Annotated in this window: 27 protein-coding genes; 4 read left to right on the forward strand and 23 right to left on the reverse strand. The window is 48.7% G+C overall.

Going from position 1 to position 16,256, the window contains the following annotated elements; genetic code table 11:
• Window positions 1-191 precede the first annotated feature (191 nt).
• The 23 genes from WKT10_RS15215 to WKT10_RS15325 all read right to left on the reverse strand — a co-directional run bounded on the left by WKT10_RS15215 (window position 192) and on the right by WKT10_RS15325 (window position 12,773).
• Complete coding sequence (locus tag WKT10_RS15215) at window positions 192-626, reverse strand: RNA polymerase subunit sigma-70 (RefSeq protein WP_340277968.1); 435 nt, start codon at window positions 624-626, stop codon at window positions 192-194.
• Window positions 623-853: a hypothetical protein gene (locus tag WKT10_RS15220; protein WP_340277969.1), complete on the reverse strand. Its 231-nt coding sequence runs from the start codon at window positions 851-853 to the stop codon at window positions 623-625. The genes WKT10_RS15215 and WKT10_RS15220 overlap by 4 nt, the downstream gene beginning before the upstream one ends.
• 4 nt (window positions 854-857) lie before the next feature.
• Window positions 858-995, reverse strand: a complete 138-nt coding sequence (locus WKT10_RS15225) for a hypothetical protein (protein ID WP_340277970.1) — start codon at window positions 993-995, stop codon at window positions 858-860.
• Window positions 992-1,177 (reverse strand): hypothetical protein, encoded by a 186-nt coding sequence (locus WKT10_RS15230; RefSeq protein ID WP_340277971.1) that lies wholly within the window; start codon window positions 1,175-1,177, stop codon window positions 992-994. Before WKT10_RS15230 ends, WKT10_RS15225 begins: the two co-directional genes overlap by 4 nt.
• Window positions 1,178-1,185: 8 nt before the next feature.
• Window positions 1,186-1,371, reverse strand: coding sequence for a hypothetical protein (locus tag WKT10_RS15235; protein WP_340277972.1), 186 nt, complete (start codon window positions 1,369-1,371; stop codon window positions 1,186-1,188).
• 287 nt (window positions 1,372-1,658) lie between these two features.
• On the reverse strand, window positions 1,659-1,901 hold the full coding sequence (locus tag WKT10_RS15240; protein WP_340277973.1) for a hypothetical protein: 243 nt from the start codon (window positions 1,899-1,901) through the stop codon (window positions 1,659-1,661).
• A gap of 85 nt (window positions 1,902-1,986) precedes the next feature.
• On the reverse strand, window positions 1,987-2,172 hold the full coding sequence (locus WKT10_RS15245) for a hypothetical protein (RefSeq protein WP_296035350.1): 186 nt from the start codon (window positions 2,170-2,172) through the stop codon (window positions 1,987-1,989).
• A complete protein-coding gene (locus WKT10_RS15250) occupies window positions 2,169-2,312 on the reverse strand; it encodes a hypothetical protein (protein ID WP_340277974.1) in 144 nt (47 codons plus the stop codon). The genes WKT10_RS15245 and WKT10_RS15250 overlap by 4 nt, the downstream gene beginning before the upstream one ends.
• Window positions 2,309-2,773 carry a DUF551 domain-containing protein gene (locus tag WKT10_RS15255; RefSeq protein WP_340277975.1) on the reverse strand — a complete coding sequence of 155 codons (465 nt, stop codon included), beginning with the start codon at window positions 2,771-2,773 and terminating at the stop codon, window positions 2,309-2,311. The genes WKT10_RS15250 and WKT10_RS15255 overlap by 4 nt, the downstream gene beginning before the upstream one ends.
• Window positions 2,774-2,915: 142 nt before the next feature.
• Window positions 2,916-3,164 carry a hypothetical protein gene (locus WKT10_RS15260; RefSeq protein ID WP_340277976.1) on the reverse strand — a complete coding sequence of 83 codons (249 nt, stop codon included), beginning with the start codon at window positions 3,162-3,164 and terminating at the stop codon, window positions 2,916-2,918.
• Window positions 3,161-3,682, reverse strand: a complete 522-nt coding sequence (locus tag WKT10_RS15265) for a RusA family crossover junction endodeoxyribonuclease (RefSeq protein ID WP_340277977.1) — start codon at window positions 3,680-3,682, stop codon at window positions 3,161-3,163. The genes WKT10_RS15260 and WKT10_RS15265 overlap by 4 nt, the downstream gene beginning before the upstream one ends.
• Window positions 3,683-3,986: 304 nt before the next feature.
• Window positions 3,987-6,194: an AAA family ATPase gene (locus WKT10_RS15270; RefSeq protein ID WP_340277978.1), complete on the reverse strand. Its 2,208-nt coding sequence runs from the start codon at window positions 6,192-6,194 to the stop codon at window positions 3,987-3,989.
• A 13-nt stretch (window positions 6,195-6,207) separates the two neighbouring features.
• Window positions 6,208-7,797, reverse strand: a complete 1,590-nt coding sequence (locus WKT10_RS15275; RefSeq protein ID WP_340277979.1) for a DEAD/DEAH box helicase — start codon at window positions 7,795-7,797, stop codon at window positions 6,208-6,210.
• On the reverse strand, window positions 7,797-8,246 hold the full coding sequence (locus WKT10_RS15280) for a DUF669 domain-containing protein (RefSeq protein WP_340277980.1): 450 nt from the start codon (window positions 8,244-8,246) through the stop codon (window positions 7,797-7,799). The genes WKT10_RS15275 and WKT10_RS15280 overlap by 1 nt, the downstream gene beginning before the upstream one ends.
• A gap of 17 nt (window positions 8,247-8,263) precedes the next feature.
• A complete protein-coding gene (locus WKT10_RS15285; RefSeq protein WP_340277981.1) occupies window positions 8,264-9,391 on the reverse strand; it encodes an ATP-binding protein in 1,128 nt (375 codons plus the stop codon).
• Window positions 9,392-10,663, reverse strand: a complete 1,272-nt coding sequence (locus tag WKT10_RS15290) for an AAA family ATPase (RefSeq protein WP_340277982.1) — start codon at window positions 10,661-10,663, stop codon at window positions 9,392-9,394.
• Between the two features lie 44 nt (window positions 10,664-10,707).
• The gene (locus WKT10_RS15295; protein WP_340277983.1) at window positions 10,708-11,034 is read right to left on the reverse strand and encodes a hypothetical protein; all 327 of its coding nucleotides are present in this window, start codon (window positions 11,032-11,034) and stop codon (window positions 10,708-10,710) included.
• A gap of 15 nt (window positions 11,035-11,049) precedes the next feature.
• Window positions 11,050-11,271: a hypothetical protein gene (locus tag WKT10_RS15300; RefSeq protein WP_340277984.1), complete on the reverse strand. Its 222-nt coding sequence runs from the start codon at window positions 11,269-11,271 to the stop codon at window positions 11,050-11,052.
• A 9-nt stretch (window positions 11,272-11,280) separates the two neighbouring features.
• Window positions 11,281-11,520, reverse strand: a complete 240-nt coding sequence (locus WKT10_RS15305) for a hypothetical protein (RefSeq protein ID WP_340277985.1) — start codon at window positions 11,518-11,520, stop codon at window positions 11,281-11,283.
• Between the two features lie 41 nt (window positions 11,521-11,561).
• On the reverse strand, window positions 11,562-11,780 hold the full coding sequence (locus WKT10_RS15310; RefSeq protein WP_340277986.1) for a hypothetical protein: 219 nt from the start codon (window positions 11,778-11,780) through the stop codon (window positions 11,562-11,564).
• Between the two features lie 12 nt (window positions 11,781-11,792).
• Window positions 11,793-12,323 (reverse strand): Rha family transcriptional regulator, encoded by a 531-nt coding sequence (locus WKT10_RS15315; protein WP_340277987.1) that lies wholly within the window; start codon window positions 12,321-12,323, stop codon window positions 11,793-11,795.
• 43 nt (window positions 12,324-12,366) lie between these two features.
• Window positions 12,367-12,567, reverse strand: a complete 201-nt coding sequence (locus WKT10_RS15320) for a hypothetical protein (protein ID WP_340277988.1) — start codon at window positions 12,565-12,567, stop codon at window positions 12,367-12,369.
• Between the two features lie 5 nt (window positions 12,568-12,572).
• Window positions 12,573-12,773 (reverse strand): helix-turn-helix domain-containing protein, encoded by a 201-nt coding sequence (locus WKT10_RS15325; protein ID WP_340277989.1) that lies wholly within the window; start codon window positions 12,771-12,773, stop codon window positions 12,573-12,575.
• A 448-nt stretch (window positions 12,774-13,221) separates the two neighbouring features.
• On the opposite strand from WKT10_RS15325, the gene WKT10_RS15330 reads away from it, so the two are divergent.
• The 4 genes from WKT10_RS15330 to WKT10_RS15345 all read left to right on the forward strand — a co-directional run bounded on the left by WKT10_RS15330 (window position 13,222) and on the right by WKT10_RS15345 (window position 16,216).
• On the forward strand, window positions 13,222-13,641 hold the full coding sequence (locus tag WKT10_RS15330) for a helix-turn-helix domain-containing protein (RefSeq protein WP_340277990.1): 420 nt from the start codon (window positions 13,222-13,224) through the stop codon (window positions 13,639-13,641).
• A 12-nt stretch (window positions 13,642-13,653) separates the two neighbouring features.
• Window positions 13,654-14,091, forward strand: coding sequence for an ImmA/IrrE family metallo-endopeptidase (locus tag WKT10_RS15335; protein WP_340277991.1), 438 nt, complete (start codon window positions 13,654-13,656; stop codon window positions 14,089-14,091).
• A gap of 8 nt (window positions 14,092-14,099) precedes the next feature.
• Window positions 14,100-14,777: a restriction endonuclease gene (locus tag WKT10_RS15340; RefSeq protein ID WP_340277992.1), complete on the forward strand. Its 678-nt coding sequence runs from the start codon at window positions 14,100-14,102 to the stop codon at window positions 14,775-14,777.
• 179 nt (window positions 14,778-14,956) lie between these two features.
• Window positions 14,957-16,216, forward strand: a complete 1,260-nt coding sequence (locus WKT10_RS15345) for a tyrosine-type recombinase/integrase (RefSeq protein WP_340277993.1) — start codon at window positions 14,957-14,959, stop codon at window positions 16,214-16,216.
• Window positions 16,217-16,256: the final 40 nt, after the last annotated feature.

The following is a 16,256-nucleotide window of genomic DNA, read 5'->3' on the forward strand; positions in this document are numbered from 1 at the left end:
CTGAGCTAAGGATCCGGAGAAGGGGGCGTCCAGCCCTGGGATGGAACCAGAGCCAGACGAACCGGCCACCGGGCTGTGACACCTGGCGGCCGACATTTCGGTAAGTATGAAAGCCGCCGGCTGTATGCCTTTGGCTTCATGGTACACTATAACATTTTGAAGTGGGACATTCAGGACAAATGGGACAAATTTTAAGCCACTTCCAAAAATCTCTGAAATTCTTTTTTAACGCTCTCTCCCGTTGCCCTTCTTCCCATTCGCATTGCAACCTGTTCCCAAGTCATATCCTCGAACACTCTGTACCTGATTATCCGCTGCATCCTGGGTGAAACTGTATTGAGCCATGCTTCCACCTGACGCTTGATCTTCTCTGCGTTCCGGATCCGCTCCGCCAGCAGCTCCTCCATACGATCCAGCTCATCCGGATCCTTAACAGCTGCATACCCAAGCCCCTCCAGATGATAGGTCTGTAAGGTGTAAGGGAACTCATGCGCAGAGCCCTTAACACTGTCCTTCTGCATCTGGCTGCGGCGCTTTCTCAACTTCCGAATCTCATCCTTGGTATCCTTAATCAGCTCACAGGCGTCTATGTACTGCTCTAATATCTGCTTGTCCAACGGTATCACCTCCTCGCCCTCAAAATCCTCTGTCTGGCCTCATCCCACTCATCCGCCCAGGTTTCCATATCCACTCGGACAATCAGGTACCTCTTCTGGTACAGGATTCCCATGTCGCTGTACTTATCAACCTGAGGCCTGCACTTCCAACCAAATCTCTTTTGCAGCTCGATGCCGCTGTACCGCCCCACAAGCTTCCCGCAGTCGTACAGGTCATAATATACTGGTGCCGGCATAACATCACCTCCAGATCATCAGCACCGCCATCAGGGAGCCCCAGACCATCAGGTAATCCCAGCGGTCTATATTGTGCCATATCAAATTGATTGTCCCTGTTATGGCCCACAGAATAATTACCACGCCCTTAAGTACATTCACGGCCACAACCTCCCGGTTTTCTTATCGCGTATCTTCGGCAGTTTCTCCACTTCCAGATCTACCAGGTTAGCCAGTTCACGAACAGTCCTGAAATACCATTGCACCTGTTCTGGCTGCTGATCCGCATTCCTGATTGCCCTGCCTGCGGTTGGATCCGGATAACCCTCTTTATTTTTCATCATCTGTCCTCCTAAAAAATCTCCCGCCAATGTGTCGGCGTATAATACACATACATACTCCCATCTAGGGCAAACCATAGATTCTTGTACCGGTACAGCTTCTGCTGATTTCGGATAAATACACCATCATCAATCTTGGTTTCCACCGTCAGATTCTCAGGCGGCAGAATATCCATAGTTCTCTTCCATTCTCCCATGATCCTCTCCTAAATGTCAGTTTTCAGGAATTACCTGTCCTGACTTCTCCAATCGATCGGCCGCCCTTCCCAGGACAATCATAATGTCCCGATATTCACCTTTTGTCAGAACACAGCCTTTTGTAAACTCATGAATATACATCCGTAAATCTCTGCATTCCTTTATTCCTATCACTTCTTCGCTCAGGGTCAATTCCTCCTCCAAACCTTAAATGTCTTACGCTTTATGTGATCTTTCTCCGCATCATGTAATCCTATAATCACCTTGAATCTCTCTTTCCGAAATCTTAATAACGTACAGCTTGAATCACCGTAGTATGCCTGGCATTACAAGGTTTTGGCATTACATCATCCTCTGCAACCATCCACGCAATTGTCCCATCATACTCGATATCCTGCGCATCTGCATAGAAATCCACCTTCTGCACCCATCTTTCGCCTGTGAAACATACCCTAGTGATCCATATCTCACAATCCTCCTTTGGTAATTTGTCTCTGAAATCATAATCAATCAGTACCCATCTATTCATGGTCTACCTCCGTCAAACCTTAATTTTCTGCCTTAATACAACAACTACTTGTTTAATACCACAACTGTTTACTACAACTAACGTCTTAATCTTCCCAACTAAATTTTTCATGCCATATCTGCTTTTCTGGAAGCTGTTCAAAGGATTCCCGGCATATTTTTGCCGCTCCTTTCCATCTGTGACCCGGCCTCATATCTCCCAAAACCGAACAGGTGCAGTAATCATCCAGATCAAGCAGCTTATCACATCTACTGCACTGATACGCTCTCATTCTCTCTCCTCCCAATCCTCACAGCAGTGGTCGTAATCCGTCCAGTCTGTACAGTAATCACTCTCATCATTTACGCATACCCAACCGTCTGATATATCTTCATGGCTGTGCCATCTGCAAGTTCCACAGCATTTTCTCATTTGGTCTTTTCCTCCTTACGGTATGGCTCCGGCAGCGGCTGCCAGGCAGTCACTGTGTCATACACATTTGCCAGATTCCTTTTCTCTTTTTCCACTAGATCACAGTATACCCATTCGTTATAATCATCGGAGTACTGCCAGATCCCTTCGCCTATATATTCTGCCTTATACACACCATAGCTTTCTGGATGATACTTCTTCTCTTCGTCTGGAAGCCAGTCAGCGTCATAATCGCTGATCCATTTAGAATGTTTTACAGTCGCCCAGACTGGTTCTCCTAGCTTCGGCAGTCTCTCCTCCACCGGGATCCAGCGGTGCTGCTCCTTAAGCCGTTCGATTTCTTCCGGTGTCAGCCCGGTATCCTCATACGCTGCCAACCGCTCAACCAGCTCATCTTTCTTATTTGGGCTCCAGTATCCCGTCTTGATCCCGCTATTGCGGGGATGTGTTAATCTCTCCATAGCTCTTTTCCTTTCCTGCACGGCATACACCCATAATGGATATGCTGCTCTGTTCCTCTCCTTGTTTTGATATATACATGATCCCCGGCTATATCCTTCCCGCATATGCTGCAGATATAGACCGGTTCACTCTTTAGCTGTTTCATTTCTTCTGCCCCTTTCTGCTTCTGGCTTCCAGCTGATCCATCAGATCCTGGATCTGGTGAACAACCAGCGGACAATTTTTGTACTTTCCTCGCAGCTTTTTCTCCTGCCCCACGATCTGCTCCCATTCCTCTGACTGGGGATCCGGTACCCGATGGTAATACCGCAGCCAAAAACTGTTATACACATCGTTGTAGATCCCTTTCACTTCCTGGTCGGTCAGGATCTCCACATCATCATAGGTCATAGGCTTTCGATCCTCACATAGATCCCAGGTACCTCCGCCCAGAACTTTTCCGCAAGTTCCGACGCTACCAGGGCATCATCCTTCCAGTATCCGCAGGCTGTCATGCAGTCCTTTAAAAGCTTCTGCAGGTTGTCCGTATCCGGCTTCGTGGTGCGGTATGTACCGTCTGCCTGCTTCCCTCTTGGAAAGCACCATCTTACCACCAGACGGATCCCTTCCTGGTACGGCTGCGCCGGCCGGTGCTTTGCCAGATGCCCCATCAACTTCTGCCGTGCCGCTTTTAATTCCGGCGGCTCATAAAATACCGGCCTTCCCTTTACCACATGCACCTGCTTTTCCTGATGCGTGACGGTCGGGGGGATCATTGCCATAAAAAATTCTATCGTGTTGGTCTCCCATTGTTCACAGGTATCATCCATGAACCGGAAGTATGCCCTGTGTTCACTTTCCCCATTGCAGCACACCCCCTCAAACTGGGAATACCACTTGCAGGTGCAGCAGTATTTTTTTATTTCCATTCGCTTTACTCCTTTAAAGTTTGAAATTGCATTGTTTGAAAAAACAGATTTGTCAAAGAACAGGGGAAGGAGTCGTCGTGCGAAAGCTGACGCACGACTACTTTCCCCCTTTTGACCGTCAGGGAAAAATACTTATTTACCCCCCTTTAGGGGGGTAGTTTTTTTCTTCCCTAGGGAAAAGAACGTAAAACCTGTTTTTTTCCCTCATTTTTTCCCTAGGGAAAAGAACGTATTTTGTATGTTTTTTTCCTTAGTGAAAATAACGTCAATTATGTTTTTTTCTTCCCTAGTGAAAAGGGAATTTTTACGTTTTTTTCCTTACTTCACTATCGTCTATCACGAATCCTCCGTGCTCTTTTAATCGGTTCCGGATCGTTTTTTCTGTCACTCCCAGGTACTCAGCCAGGTCAGAAACGGTCACTTTTCCATCTGTTGTGCAGGCATCATAAGCCGTTGCAATGGATTCTTTCCGCTCTTTTGCCTTCTGTTCCTTGGGCTTTCGTTTGTCCATAGCCCGCTTCCACGGTGGCATCTCTGCCTCTGGCTGGATATCTCCCAGCACTCCCACAGTGTCCATCTGATGGACCGGATAGCTGAACCAGGCATTGACTGCCGGGAACTTCGGAAACTCCCTCAGTGTTCCCTCGATCCGCCACGCCGTCAGCCCCCTGGCCCGTTTCTTTGCCTCTTCCACGATGCGCTGCAGGTTCAGCCACTGCCACTTGTCCAGCAGGTTCTCGCAGTAATTCATCATCTGGTAGGCGCTGCACAGGTCATCCTCGGAAAGGTCATCCTCCCACTTAAAATGGGCGTCCAGATACTGTTTACAGGCTGCACAGACCGCCTTGTTTTCCTCCGCCTTTAAGACATCCTCTGACAGCTCCAGCTCGATCATGTCGAGCATGGCATCCGGGTCGCGGGCGAACACTCCGGAACCGGATGCACGGTCCATGGACTTCTTCCCGCCCTGACTGCCCTTGCTGTGGTGGTGGCAGTAAATGGTGGCTACTTTAAGTTCGGTACATACCTTGTCAAACTGGTTGCAGAAGTTCGCCATCTGGTCCGCACTGTTCTCATCCCCGGTAATGACCTTATAGATCGGGTCAATGATAACTGCAATGTAATTCTTCTTTGCCGCCCTCCGGATCAGCATCGGGGCCAGCTTATCCATGGGCCTTGATTTGCCCCTCAGGTTCCATATGTCAATGTTCCCCAGATGTTCCGGCGGCAACCCCATGGCCTGGTATACGTCCTTGAAACGGTGCAGGCAGCTGGCACGGTCCAGCTCCAGGTTTACATACAGTACACGCCCCTGTGCACACTGCCAGGAGAGCCATTTGCGGCCTTCTGCAATGGCAATGCACAGTTCGATCAGCAGGAAGGATTTTCCGGCTTTGGAAGGGCCTGCGATCAGCATCTTATGGCCCTGGCGGAGCACCCCTTCGATCAGGCACGGGGCCAGCTCCGGCATCTGCTCCCACACATCTCCAAGGCCTTCCGGATCCGGCAGGTCGTCATTGACGCTTTCGATCCATTCCTTCCACTCTTCCCAGCTCCCTTTTCCGATGTTGGTATCTACCAGGAACTGTTTCTGGCTCCCGCGTATGACGCCCGGCATCCGCGATAAACGGGACGGGTTCCGGTTCTGCTGGTCGATCTCCAGGCCGTTCCTGCGGCAGATGTCATACAGGTAATCCACCCGCCTGCGGTATTCCCCGTAATCCGCCGCATCGATCCGTACAATGGCATGGAGGCTCTTCCTGCCGGAATGGACCAGACAGGCCACCGGAAGCTCCAGTTCCCGGATCAGGGCATGCTGCTTGCCGATCTCCATGCTGTCCGATTCTACTAAGGCATAACGGTATTCAGTCACGTTTTCATTCCGGACGCCTTTTCCGTCCAGGGGGTTGAAACGGATCCATGCGCCCGCCTCGCTGTTATAATCCCCCAGGACTTTCCCTATGTCCCCGCCGCAGGCAGATAATGCCTCGATCAGCTCCCCTGCCGTGCGGTCATATGCACCTTTATCAGCCGGCAGCCATTTCTCATCCTTCTGCCAGCTCTTTACCACATACCCTACGTTTTCCCCTGCCTCAAACAGGGCCTCCAAGTAACGGATCAGCTCGTCCGCCGGGTTCCATCTTAATGGCTCCTGTACGTCCTTGTCTTCTACCCAGTTGCTGTCCACCACCACGCCTTCGGCTGATATGGTATCATCCCATCCAAGGGCCACGCCCGGGTCGCAGGGAGGCGTCCATCCCTGTTCCCTTGCATACTGTACAAGGGTCCCTCCGGTCACCGGGGATCCTGCCCCATGGAACCCCGCCCATTTCTTCCGGCATTCCCCAGGATGGTACCTGCCGGGGTCCCTGCGGCTCCAGGCATCCCAGACGTCCACGCCGTATCCCTCGATCTCCAGGGCCATCCCCACGTTCACCCACTGCTGGTAATCCAGTTCAGCCGGTTCTATATGATCCAAGACCTCCAACAGGTCATACTGGTTATGTTCCATGTCTTACTGCTCCTTATTTCTCTGGTATATACGTCCCGGGATCCACACCCGGAGGCGCCCCTCTCCATCCCATTGCTGCAATCCGGTCGATCATATGCTTGCCTGCTTCAAAGCTCCAGGTACCCACATGGCGGAACCCGTATTTTTCCAGGCACCGGATCTGTTTCGGGGTTGTGAGCCCTTCTTCCTGCCTCTTATGGAGACGGTCCAGGATCTTGCCTGCCTTCCCTGCGTTGTCGATCTCATCCGGAAGGATCCCCCGTTTTTCCAGCTCCCGTTTCTGGCTGTCTGACGGCGGGGCCATCTCCCACCCGAAGGCAGGTACATACCCGGCCAGGTCTTCCGCCTGGATGCTCATTTCAAACTGCAATGGATCCACCAGCTTCTTTTTACGGTTCTTCATCTCCGCCAGCTGCTTGGCAAGGGATTCCTCACGCTCTGCGATCACATCCTCGGAAGCCCGTTTCTCCGCCTCCTCCAGGTTTACCGGACAGCCGGCGGATTCCTCCAGGTTTTCGGTCATCTTCCGGGCCACTTCCTTCTTCTCGCAGATCAAGTCTGCCGGGTGGCACAGCTCATGGCGCTCCGTATGCCACAGGAAGTCCAACAGAAGGAGATGATCCTTCCCTTCGCAGAGACGGGTCCCCCGCCCTACCATCTGGCTGTACAGGCTCCGCACCTTCGTGGGGCGCAGTACGATCACACAGTCAACAGAGGGGCAGTCCCATCCTTCCGTCAGTAGCATGGAGTTGCACAAGACGTTATAGTCCCCCCGGTCAAAGGCTTCCAGCACTTCCGCCCGGTCCTTGCTTTCCCCGTTTACCTCCGCTGCACGGAAGCCCTTTTCGTTCAGGACCTCCTTAAACTTCTGGCTGGTCTTTACAAGCGGGAGGAACACCACTGTTTTACGGTCTTTACAGTATTTCTCCATCTCATCCGCGATCTGGTACAGGTACGGATCCAAGGCGGTTGCAATATCGCCTGCCTTAAAGTCCCCGGACTGCATGGATACGCCGGACAAATCCAGCTGCAGCGGGATTGTCAGGGCCTTGATCGGGGATAAGTACCCTTCCCGGATCGCCTTTGGGAGGGTATATTCATAAGCCAGGCTGTCAAATACCTGTCCAAGGTTCTGCATATCCCCGCGATCCGGTGTGGCTGTCACGCCCAGCACATGGGCTGAATCAAAATGCTTTAGGATCTTCTGGTAGCTGTCTGAAATGCAGTGATGGGCCTCGTCAATGATGATCGTGTTAAAATAACCGGCCGGGAACTGTCCCAGCCGTTTCTCCCTCATGAGGGTCTGGACGGACCCGACCGTGATCCGGAACCAGCTCCCCAGGCAGGACTGTTCCGCTTTTTCTGTTGCGCATCCCAAGCCGGTCGCCTTCCCGATCTTATCCGCTGCCTGTTCCAACAGCTCCCCCCGGTGGGCCAGGATCAAAACCCGGTCTCCGCGGCGCACACAGTCCTCCGCCACTTTCGCAAACACCACAGTCTTGCCGCAGCCGGTGGGGAGGACCAGGAGCGTCTTTCGGACGCCCTTATCCCACTCCTCAAAAATGGATTCCTTTGCTTCTTCCTGATAAGGCCTCAGTTCCATCAGAATACACCTGCCTTAAACTGCTTCGGTTCCGGGGCAAGGTATTTGCTTACCCGGTTGTTCTTCTTTGGGTTTCCATTCTTGTCTTTATATTCATTGACTGTGATCTCTGCCATCCCACGGGATCCGGGGACAGCGTTCCAGTTTGGACGCAGCGCTTCTCCCTTCTTTTTCTGGCCGATGCATAAGAAGAACTGGCTTAACAGCCACTCCATCTTGCTGTTGAGCTTCAGGCTCTCAAAAACCTGGTGCTCTTTCCCATCACCATCTACAATCACCAGTGTCAGTTCCGCAGTATTGCAGGCGCACATCTTGTCGCTTCCGGGGAATCTTCCCCTCTGCATCGTGCGCACCTCAAATTCATAGGTGCCTTCCGGTAACGGTTCAAAATCCGCCCCCTCGTTTTCAATCTCGTCATCCCATCCAATTTCCTGTCCTAAATCTGCCATTTTTCTGTTCCTCCTGTTTAATTAAACACCAATGCGTCTTTTTCCTTCATTTCCTTGATCGCTGCATATACCTGATCCCAGGATGCAACTAGAAGCCCGTCAATGATTCCCGGGTTCTGGGTTTCAAATTCCCAGATGGGCGTCCCTTCGGTGACATAACCCTTTGCAAATACTACGTTTTCCATATCCCACTCACACACGTCATTTGCTGCCATCAGATCCCTCAGTTTCTTAGGGATCCTCGGATCCAACTTCACGCCCTCATTCCCAACTGGTGGCGCTGCCTTCTCTTCCTTTGCAGGTTCCTCATGGCCCTTGTTACTGACCGGAGGTTCTGTTGTTTCAGGTGGTGCCTGTACTGGCGGGATTGGCGGAGCTGCCTCTTTAACCGGCGGTGTTTCTGCCTTTTCCGTCCCCCCGGAGGGTTCTATGATATGCCGGATCCCTGCGTACTCAAAGGACAGTTCTTCCGGCAGCCCGTACCGATTCTTTGCATCCCAGCAGCAGTGGTGGGCCGTATACATGACCCGTTTTCCGCCCTGGGCCTTATTCTTCCCCTTCTGGGCTCCCTGGCCGTCCACGTTCACCACAAAGGTTTTATAATTGGCAAACAGCACCATATCTGCCCATTCCTTTACCATGGGGGCCACGTTTTTGCTCAGCTTCATCTCCCAGCGGTCATAAGAGCCCAGCTCATCCGGCTGCTCGAACTTGCGCATTTTAGCGTGGGCATTCAAAACCACATGGATCCCAACCTTTACTACCTCTTCCAACAGGTTCAGGAACCGCCCGAACTCCTCCTGGAGGTATACATACCCCTTTCCATAGCCGAACTCCTCAATACTGTTCTTCTGGTTCTTGTCACACAGCTGGGTAACGCAGAGCATTTCCGCCCAGTCCGCTGTGTCAATGACCAATGTGCGGCAGAGCTCCGGGTGCTTCCTTACATACATCACCTGCTCCATCAGCATCATCCAGCTGCTGGGTGCTTTCGTCCGGGCTACATCCATGTCCTTGGTGCTTCCCTCTGTATCAATAAACAGCGGATCCGGGAACCGGGAAGCAAAGGTACTCTTCCCGATGCCCTCCGGCCCGTAAACCACTACCTTTTTTGCCCCCGGCAGTTTTCCTCTGATGATCTCCATTTAAAATACACCTGCCTTCCATTCCTTCTTTTCTTCTGCTGCCGGATGTTCCTGTCCGGCTACATATCCGTCCTCAATGATCAAGCTGCACTCCCCTCCCGTCGATACGCGGGTTGCAATGGCCTGTAGCCCTTCCTGCTCCAGCCACTGCCCGAACTCATGCAGGGTATCCAGATCCATCTGCTCCAGCTTATCCAGCAGCACAAACCCACATTCCGGGTTCAGCCTGCGCACAATGGCAGTGGATACCTTCAGCTGTTCGGAGCCGGACATGTTGTCCCATTTCTGTCCGTGGTAGACCAGTTCCCCGTCTTCCACGCCCAGGCCTGGAAGGGGCAGGTCCGCCTCTTTTAACAGGTCTGTCTTCTGGCTCCGGATCTCCTCGATCTGGGCAGTCAGCCGTTTATACTGCTCCCGGTATCCTTTGGCATCCTCTTCCGCCTTATCCTTGTCCAGGTTTGCACGCACCTTACGGTTGATCTCCTCGATATTGGAGATATTCTCCTCCAGCTCTGCGGTAGACCGGTCCGTAAGCCCTTCTGAGGTCTCCCTTGCAATCTTAAGGTCTGCCTCCAGCTGCCCCTGCTTTGCAAGGAGCGCCTGGATCTGTTCCGTGACGGACTGGTATTCCTGCTCCAGCTGGTGGCGCCGCTCCCTCTTCCTCTGGTTCTCCCCGTTCTGTGCCAGGATCTCCTGCTGCTGGCGGATCAGTTCGGAAGCAGATACAGGAACAGAAGGGACATCCGGATAATAGGGCTGCTCCTTTGCGTACTTCTCTTTCTGGTCTGCCGTGCGCCCTATATAGGTCCGTTCGTTATACAGCTCCTTTTCCTGCCGTTCAAGGTCTGCCAGCCTTGGGCCCACACCGATGATCTGCAAAAGGGTCTGGGCCTTTTCCTGGCTGGTCGCTTCCATGAACTTGGGAAGGTCCAGGGCCAGCTGTTCCACAAACTCATTCAGGAGCTGCTGGCCGGCTTTCTTCCCGTTCGGATCCGTCACCTTCAGGTCGCTGTTCTTTCCCCGGCGTTCCACGATCAGGCCGTTATTCATAACAATATGTAAGTTGGGCGGGATTACGGAGCCTTCTCTCTGTGCCTGGGACGGACGGTACCGATCCCCTCCCAGGGCCCAGGCAATCGCATCCAGGACAGAGGTCTTCCCTTGGTTGTTCTTCCCTCCGATGATCGTAAGGCCGTTGGCGGTCGGCTCGATCTTCACCGCCTTCACACGTTTTACATTCTCGATCTCCAACTTATTGATCTTCATTGACATCTTGCATTCCTCCAAATTTCCCCTTATAATAAGGGTGGATTATTTTATTTTCTGGACCTACCACAGTTGCCGCTGTGCAGGTCCTTTTTCAGTTCTTTCAGTTCACAAAGGATCTGACCCATTTTCCCAGGCCTGTCCAGCCGCTCCTCGAAATGTCGGGTAACAACTGCCTCTCTGCTCCATCCAGATGCATAAAAATCCCCATCTACCATGCCGATATGTCCCCAAAAATGCATATTCACTGTGGGATGGTTTCCTGTAAGCTCCTTCTCACTCTTCTGCAATCCATTGATCTGCAAGCACAGATCCAGCGCCTCACAGATCTGCTGTCTCCTGCGTTTCTCGATCTTACGCTTCAATCTCTGATTCATACATTTCACCTCCTCTCACAGCGCTATTATTCCGGTAGCCACCAACAGCAGCACCGTCTCGATCCCCAACAGAAATGCCATCACCATAGACAGCCGGCCGAACAGCCGCACATCCTTATGGCTCTGATCCAGCTGATCCCTCATGATCCGGCCCAGCTTCAGGATCTGCTGCTCCTCTTCCTGGGTGACTACAACACCCTCCACTGGGGGCTGGTACTTAATTGCTTCTGATTGCATGATTCCCTCCTATAAGATCGTATTTCTCTGTTCCTCCGGCACATCCAGCACGTTGCAGATCGCCCAGAGATCATTCAGCCGGAACGTTCCGGGATTCCGTTTTCGTTGGACGAATGTCCCCGGATTGATGCCTGCCGCCTTGGCTACCATCGCATCAGTCATACCTTTACGCTGCTTATGCTCTGCGATAATGGCCTTAATGTTATCACTCCGCTGCCTGCTATAGGCCATGTACTCCCTTGCTGTCATGTGGGATACCTCCTCTCTTAAACTTCCTTCTCGTATCTCCCTTATTCCAGACTTTTATATGGGTCCGAAACGAAAACAAATCCATGTTCTCCAAATTCCACCTCAATATACTTTCCTGTCATAGGGTTGAAGAATGTAAGAAAAATCACTTCATCTCCATCATCGTCAACGCCATCTGTCAGCTTACATACAAAGCATCCCTGAATTTCGCTCAAGTCGTCTGTACTAAAAGTTACCTGATTTAAAACTGTTTTTCTCAAAACCAATCCCTCCTATCCTTCGTTTAATAATGCTTTTAAAGTTACCTGTTCATACTCTGGAACCTTCACAAAATCAGCAGGAAGCTGAATTCCAAACTGTTCACAAACCATCTTTACCATTTCAGCGGATTTATATGGAGCGATTCCCTGCTTGTCCATCCGATTTGAAAGAACTTTGAGCAGATTCGCCACCTCTCCCGGATGCTCCGTTGGCGGAATCTGACTTTTGGGATTCTCCATATCATGGAATCGCTTTACATATCTGGCTGTAAACAGCACTCCCTTTTCTCCGGTTGATTTATTTGCCAGAAAATCACATCCCATACGGGTAACTTCATAACACTTGTTTTCCTTTCCGCTGGCATCCTGATAGGTAGAAGGGATAAAATAATCACTCACAGCCATTTGGCTTTCAGTCAATATCTGAATGTATCCCTTACGATCCTTTCTCCCATCCAACTTTCTCAACACATCGTTGTGTGAAACTTCCATCATCTCTGCCACTTCCAGAGTTGTCAGAGTCGCTTTTCTTAAATTGTTCATTCTGCGTACCCTCCTTCTTAAACTTTAAGCCAAACGAACGATATTACTTCCAGCCATCCAGCGCCTGATTTATTGCCTTCAAGCTCTCAACTTGATATTGCAACACCTGACTCTGCAATTCAGTTGAATCCTGAAGTTGATTCCAAGCCTGATAATACTGAATCGAGTTCAAAAGCTGAATAACCATGGTCGCTGTTATAATCCACGTTCTCCAATCAGAATGTGGTTTTTCCTTTTCTTCCACCTCTCTCACCTCCCGTCCTCAGTCTCCCTTAGCAGTTCCTCAATCGGCACCCCTAAATACTCAGCTACCTTCTGGACTTTGCGGATTCCGGGTTCATTTTTGTTCCATTTACACACGGAACTTCTCGCAAACCCTAGATCATCTTCTAACTTTGTAATCGAAATTCCTTTCTCTCTACAAAGGTGTCTTACATTATTGAATATCACTCTTTCACCTCCTGCTTTTGTGTTACAATAATGATATGTGCCGTGAATCGCCTCTTGAAAGGAGGTGATAGTATAAAGAGAATCGTCTATTCCGCTCACTTAGCGGATCAGTGGCGTAAACTTGGATATAAGACCGTCGCATGGTCTTATATCGGGTGCTTCGGTGAAATGCCGATGGCTTACCACTTAGAAAAGAAGCTGTAATACGCTTTTGCTACTATCAACCCTGCTCCAACACGGCACATATACGAGTTTGAAAATATCACGTAATAATATTGACATTTTGCGTAAAATATTCTATAATCAGAATTACCACAAACCAATTAGAATACTTAAGCATTTTGCTTTTTTACGTATTTTTTTCAACTCATGCTTTTATTATACGTAAAATTTTCAATATGTCAATAGTATTTGCGTAATTTTTTCAACTTTTTTTGAGAGGTGTACTATGCTTACGTATAATAGAATTAAAATGTTGTGCAAAGAAAAAGGAGTAACTGTTACAGGAACTGAAAAAGCTCTCGGTTTTGCTAGAGGTTCGTTATGTAAAGTCAATACAAATAAACCCAGTATGGAAAAAGTCCAAAAATTGGCAAATTACTTTAATGTTTCTGTGAGTTATCTTATGGGAGAAAATGAATCCAACAAATTGATGCCAGAATTAACAATGCGAGATGAAAGAGATATAAAAAAGGATCTTGATTCGCTAAGAGAAAAATTACTCAATAAAGATTTAGGGCCTGCTGCATATGATGGGGAAGATATACCTGATGATGATATCGAACTCTTTTTAGGCCAAGTAGATCTTATGTTACACAGATTAAAAGCAAAGAACAAAGTAAAATATGGCAACAAAAATAAAAAGTAGGTGAGTCCAGCCTTGAATAACACGATTAAAAAGAAAGTTGCTTATTACATAAAAAAATATCAGACAAACGATCCTTTTACTTTAGCTGAGGCACTCGGAATTGAAGTTGCGATTGGTGATATCGGCACGAGATCAGGATGCTATATGTATCTAAAGCGTAATAAATGTATCTGGATAAATGAAAATCTTGAAGGAAATGAGCGCTTATTTGTCATGGCGCATGAATTAGGTCATGCAATTCTTCACCCTCGTGAAAACTGCTATTTCATAAAGCATAAAACTCTCTTTCTTAATTCGCGTAAAGAGCAGGAGGCCAACAAATTTGCTATTGATTTCCTAATTCCCGATGATATTCTAATAGAATATTTTCAATTTCAACAATATACTATCGAGCAAGTTGCGCGAGTTCTAGGTTATCAAAAAGAATTGATTGAATTGAGATTAAAGTAGGTGATATTTTGAAAGCCGTAACAAATGGTTATTGCTACGAATATAAATGTGCAGAACTTTTAAGAAAACATGGATTTTCTAAAGTTTCAATTACAAAATCAAGCGGAGATCAGGGTGTGGACATTATTGCTTACGCAAACGGGAAGAAATATGCAATTCAATGCAAATTTTATTCTTCGCCAGTTGGTAACAGCGCTATTCAAGAGGTATATGCTGGCGCAAAATTTTATAACTGTGATGTGGCCGCCGTAATAACTAATTCAACGTTTACCCCTGCGGCAGTAGCATTAGCCAATGCTACCGGTGTGTTACTTTGGCCAAATGATAATGTACCTATCCAAATGCCTTTGCACCATAGTCTCATGAGAACCATCGGGGTGCTAACTACCATATTTGGTGCCCTATGTGCTTGGGGTTCCTTCTCTTTTGACGGAATCAAATATAGTACCCTTCAACAGTTCGAATCTATTCTCATTATAGTTACCGGCATAATTGCTTTGCTAAATTTAAAAAAACAAATAGCTTGGTTACTAACCCTTGGTGGATATTTATTGTTGTTTTTACTCTCACTCATAATTAGTTGGCTATGTTCAAAAACTTTTAGTCTTACCAGTTTTATTTTCTTGTTCTTTGCTATTATTACATATGCTAATATTTTACAATTTAAAAAGCAACACTTACAATAATGCATCGAATTTTATAACGCAAAAACCGCCCAGTGCTACCAACACTGAACGGCTTTAAATAAATTTTCTGTACAGGCCCGAAGGTCTGACACAATGTAACTTAACCACCTACATTGTACCATACCTCCTTGCACCTGTACAGGTGTATTTTTTATACTCATTTTTAAGGAGGAATGATTATGGCAACCGCAAAGAAACTTCCGTCGGGCTCATGGCGCTGTCTGGCCTACAGCCACACGGAACGAATATATGATGAAAAGACCCAGAAATGGAAAAACAAACGGATCTATGAATCTTTTACCGATGACGATCCCAGTCCAGCAGGCCGGAAACGGGCTGAGCTGGCTGCTGCACAGTTTCAGGCATCCAAAACACCTGACAAGATCCGGAAACGGCAGGATTATGGAAAGCTCACATTATCCCAGGCAATAGACAAATATATCGAATCCAGAGAGAACCTGAACCGGTCTCCCACTACGCTTCAGGACTATCGGTGCATCCAGAAGAACGCTTTTCCCGATCTGATGGATACACCCATCAAAGACATTGATATAACAATCCTTCAGGAAGCTCTGAGCGCAGAAGCCCGCAGACCGGCCAACAGCCCCTCTAAAAAGGGTAAGCCCATATCTGCCAAACGTGTACGCAATGAGTGGGGACTGATCCGTCCTGTGCTGAACAAATACGGCGTAAATGATCTCGACTTTGAACAGATAGAACTCCCCACTGTTACGCCCCGACTGGTGGAACTTCCACCGGCAAAAACCGTCCTGAACATCATTAAAGGGACTGATATCGAATTACCTGTGTTGCTGGCAGCCTGGCTGTCCTTCTCCATGTCTGAGGTCCGTGGGCTGACAAAATCCAAGTCTATCTCAGGAAACTACATTACAATCCATGAGGTAGTTGTAGACATTAACAATAAACCAGTACGTAAAGAACTGGCTAAAAACCCAACGCGTAACCGCCGCTTACAGATCCCGCCATACATACAGAATCTAATCAACCAGGTAGATGGTGATGTGCTTGTACCTATGAGCGGCAGGGCACTGTATCACCGTTGGATTAAGCTTCAGCATGATAATGGGATGTCCCCCATCACATTCCATGACCTCCGGCATCTTAACGCCTCTGTTATGGCTCTGCTCAGGATTCCGGACAAATATGCCCAGGAGCGCGGCGGATGGAAAACCGATGAGGTAATGAAAAGGATCTATACACAGACTTTCTCAGATGAGCGTGTGCGCGTTGACAATACCATAGATAACTACTTTGAAAGCATTGTAAATTCGGAGAAGTCCTCCGCAGATAATAAAGAAAATCTATCACCGGAAGAGCTCATAAAACTCTTTAAGGAACGCAATCCGGATGGCTGGTATAAGCTTTTAGAAAATGCCATGCAACACGAAATGCAACACGATACGAAAAAAGCCCGGTAAAACCGGGCAAAATTGAAAGCGCGAGACGGGATTCGAACCC

The sequence above is a fragment of the Enterocloster sp. HCN-30185 genome, from assembly GCF_037890305.1.
GTDB lineage: Bacteria > Bacillota > Clostridia > Lachnospirales > Lachnospiraceae > Enterocloster.

Excerpts from the sequence above, each read along its gene's own strand:
- WKT10_RS15220 (WP_340277969.1), bottom strand. The coding sequence starts at position 853 with ATGCCGGCACCAGTATATTATGACCTGTACGACTGCGGGAAGCTTGTG.
- WKT10_RS15230 (WP_340277971.1), bottom strand. The coding sequence starts at position 1,177 with ATGATGAAAAATAAAGAGGGTTATCCGGATCCAACCGCAGGCAGGGCA.
- WKT10_RS15235 (WP_340277972.1), bottom strand. The coding sequence starts at position 1,371 with ATGGGAGAATGGAAGAGAACTATGGATATTCTGCCGCCTGAGAATCTG.
- WKT10_RS15240 (WP_340277973.1), bottom strand. The coding sequence starts at position 1,901 with ATGAATAGATGGGTACTGATTGATTATGATTTCAGAGACAAATTACCA.
- WKT10_RS15245 (WP_296035350.1), bottom strand. The coding sequence starts at position 2,172 with ATGAGAGCGTATCAGTGCAGTAGATGTGATAAGCTGCTTGATCTGGAT.
- WKT10_RS15250 (WP_340277974.1), bottom strand. The coding sequence starts at position 2,312 with ATGAGAAAATGCTGTGGAACTTGCAGATGGCACAGCCATGAAGATATA.
- WKT10_RS15255 (WP_340277975.1), bottom strand. The coding sequence starts at position 2,773 with ATGGAGAGATTAACACATCCCCGCAATAGCGGGATCAAGACGGGATAC.
- WKT10_RS15260 (WP_340277976.1), bottom strand. The coding sequence starts at position 3,164 with ATGACCTATGATGATGTGGAGATCCTGACCGACCAGGAAGTGAAAGGG.
- WKT10_RS15265 (WP_340277977.1), bottom strand. The coding sequence starts at position 3,682 with ATGGAAATAAAAAAATACTGCTGCACCTGCAAGTGGTATTCCCAGTTT.
- WKT10_RS15270 (WP_340277978.1), bottom strand. The coding sequence starts at position 6,194 with ATGGAACATAACCAGTATGACCTGTTGGAGGTCTTGGATCATATAGAA.
- WKT10_RS15275 (WP_340277979.1), bottom strand. The coding sequence starts at position 7,797 with ATGGAACTGAGGCCTTATCAGGAAGAAGCAAAGGAATCCATTTTTGAG.
- WKT10_RS15280 (WP_340277980.1), bottom strand. The coding sequence starts at position 8,246 with ATGGCAGATTTAGGACAGGAAATTGGATGGGATGACGAGATTGAAAAC.
- WKT10_RS15285 (WP_340277981.1), bottom strand. The coding sequence starts at position 9,391 with ATGGAGATCATCAGAGGAAAACTGCCGGGGGCAAAAAAGGTAGTGGTT.
- WKT10_RS15290 (WP_340277982.1), bottom strand. The coding sequence starts at position 10,663 with ATGTCAATGAAGATCAATAAGTTGGAGATCGAGAATGTAAAACGTGTG.
- WKT10_RS15295 (WP_340277983.1), bottom strand. The coding sequence starts at position 11,034 with ATGAATCAGAGATTGAAGCGTAAGATCGAGAAACGCAGGAGACAGCAG.
- WKT10_RS15300 (WP_340277984.1), bottom strand. The coding sequence starts at position 11,271 with ATGCAATCAGAAGCAATTAAGTACCAGCCCCCAGTGGAGGGTGTTGTA.
- WKT10_RS15305 (WP_340277985.1), bottom strand. The coding sequence starts at position 11,520 with ATGACAGCAAGGGAGTACATGGCCTATAGCAGGCAGCGGAGTGATAAC.
- WKT10_RS15315 (WP_340277987.1), bottom strand. The coding sequence starts at position 12,323 with ATGAACAATTTAAGAAAAGCGACTCTGACAACTCTGGAAGTGGCAGAG.
- WKT10_RS15330 (WP_340277990.1), top strand. The coding sequence starts at position 13,222 with ATGCTTACGTATAATAGAATTAAAATGTTGTGCAAAGAAAAAGGAGTA.
- WKT10_RS15345 (WP_340277993.1), top strand. The coding sequence starts at position 14,957 with ATGGCAACCGCAAAGAAACTTCCGTCGGGCTCATGGCGCTGTCTGGCC.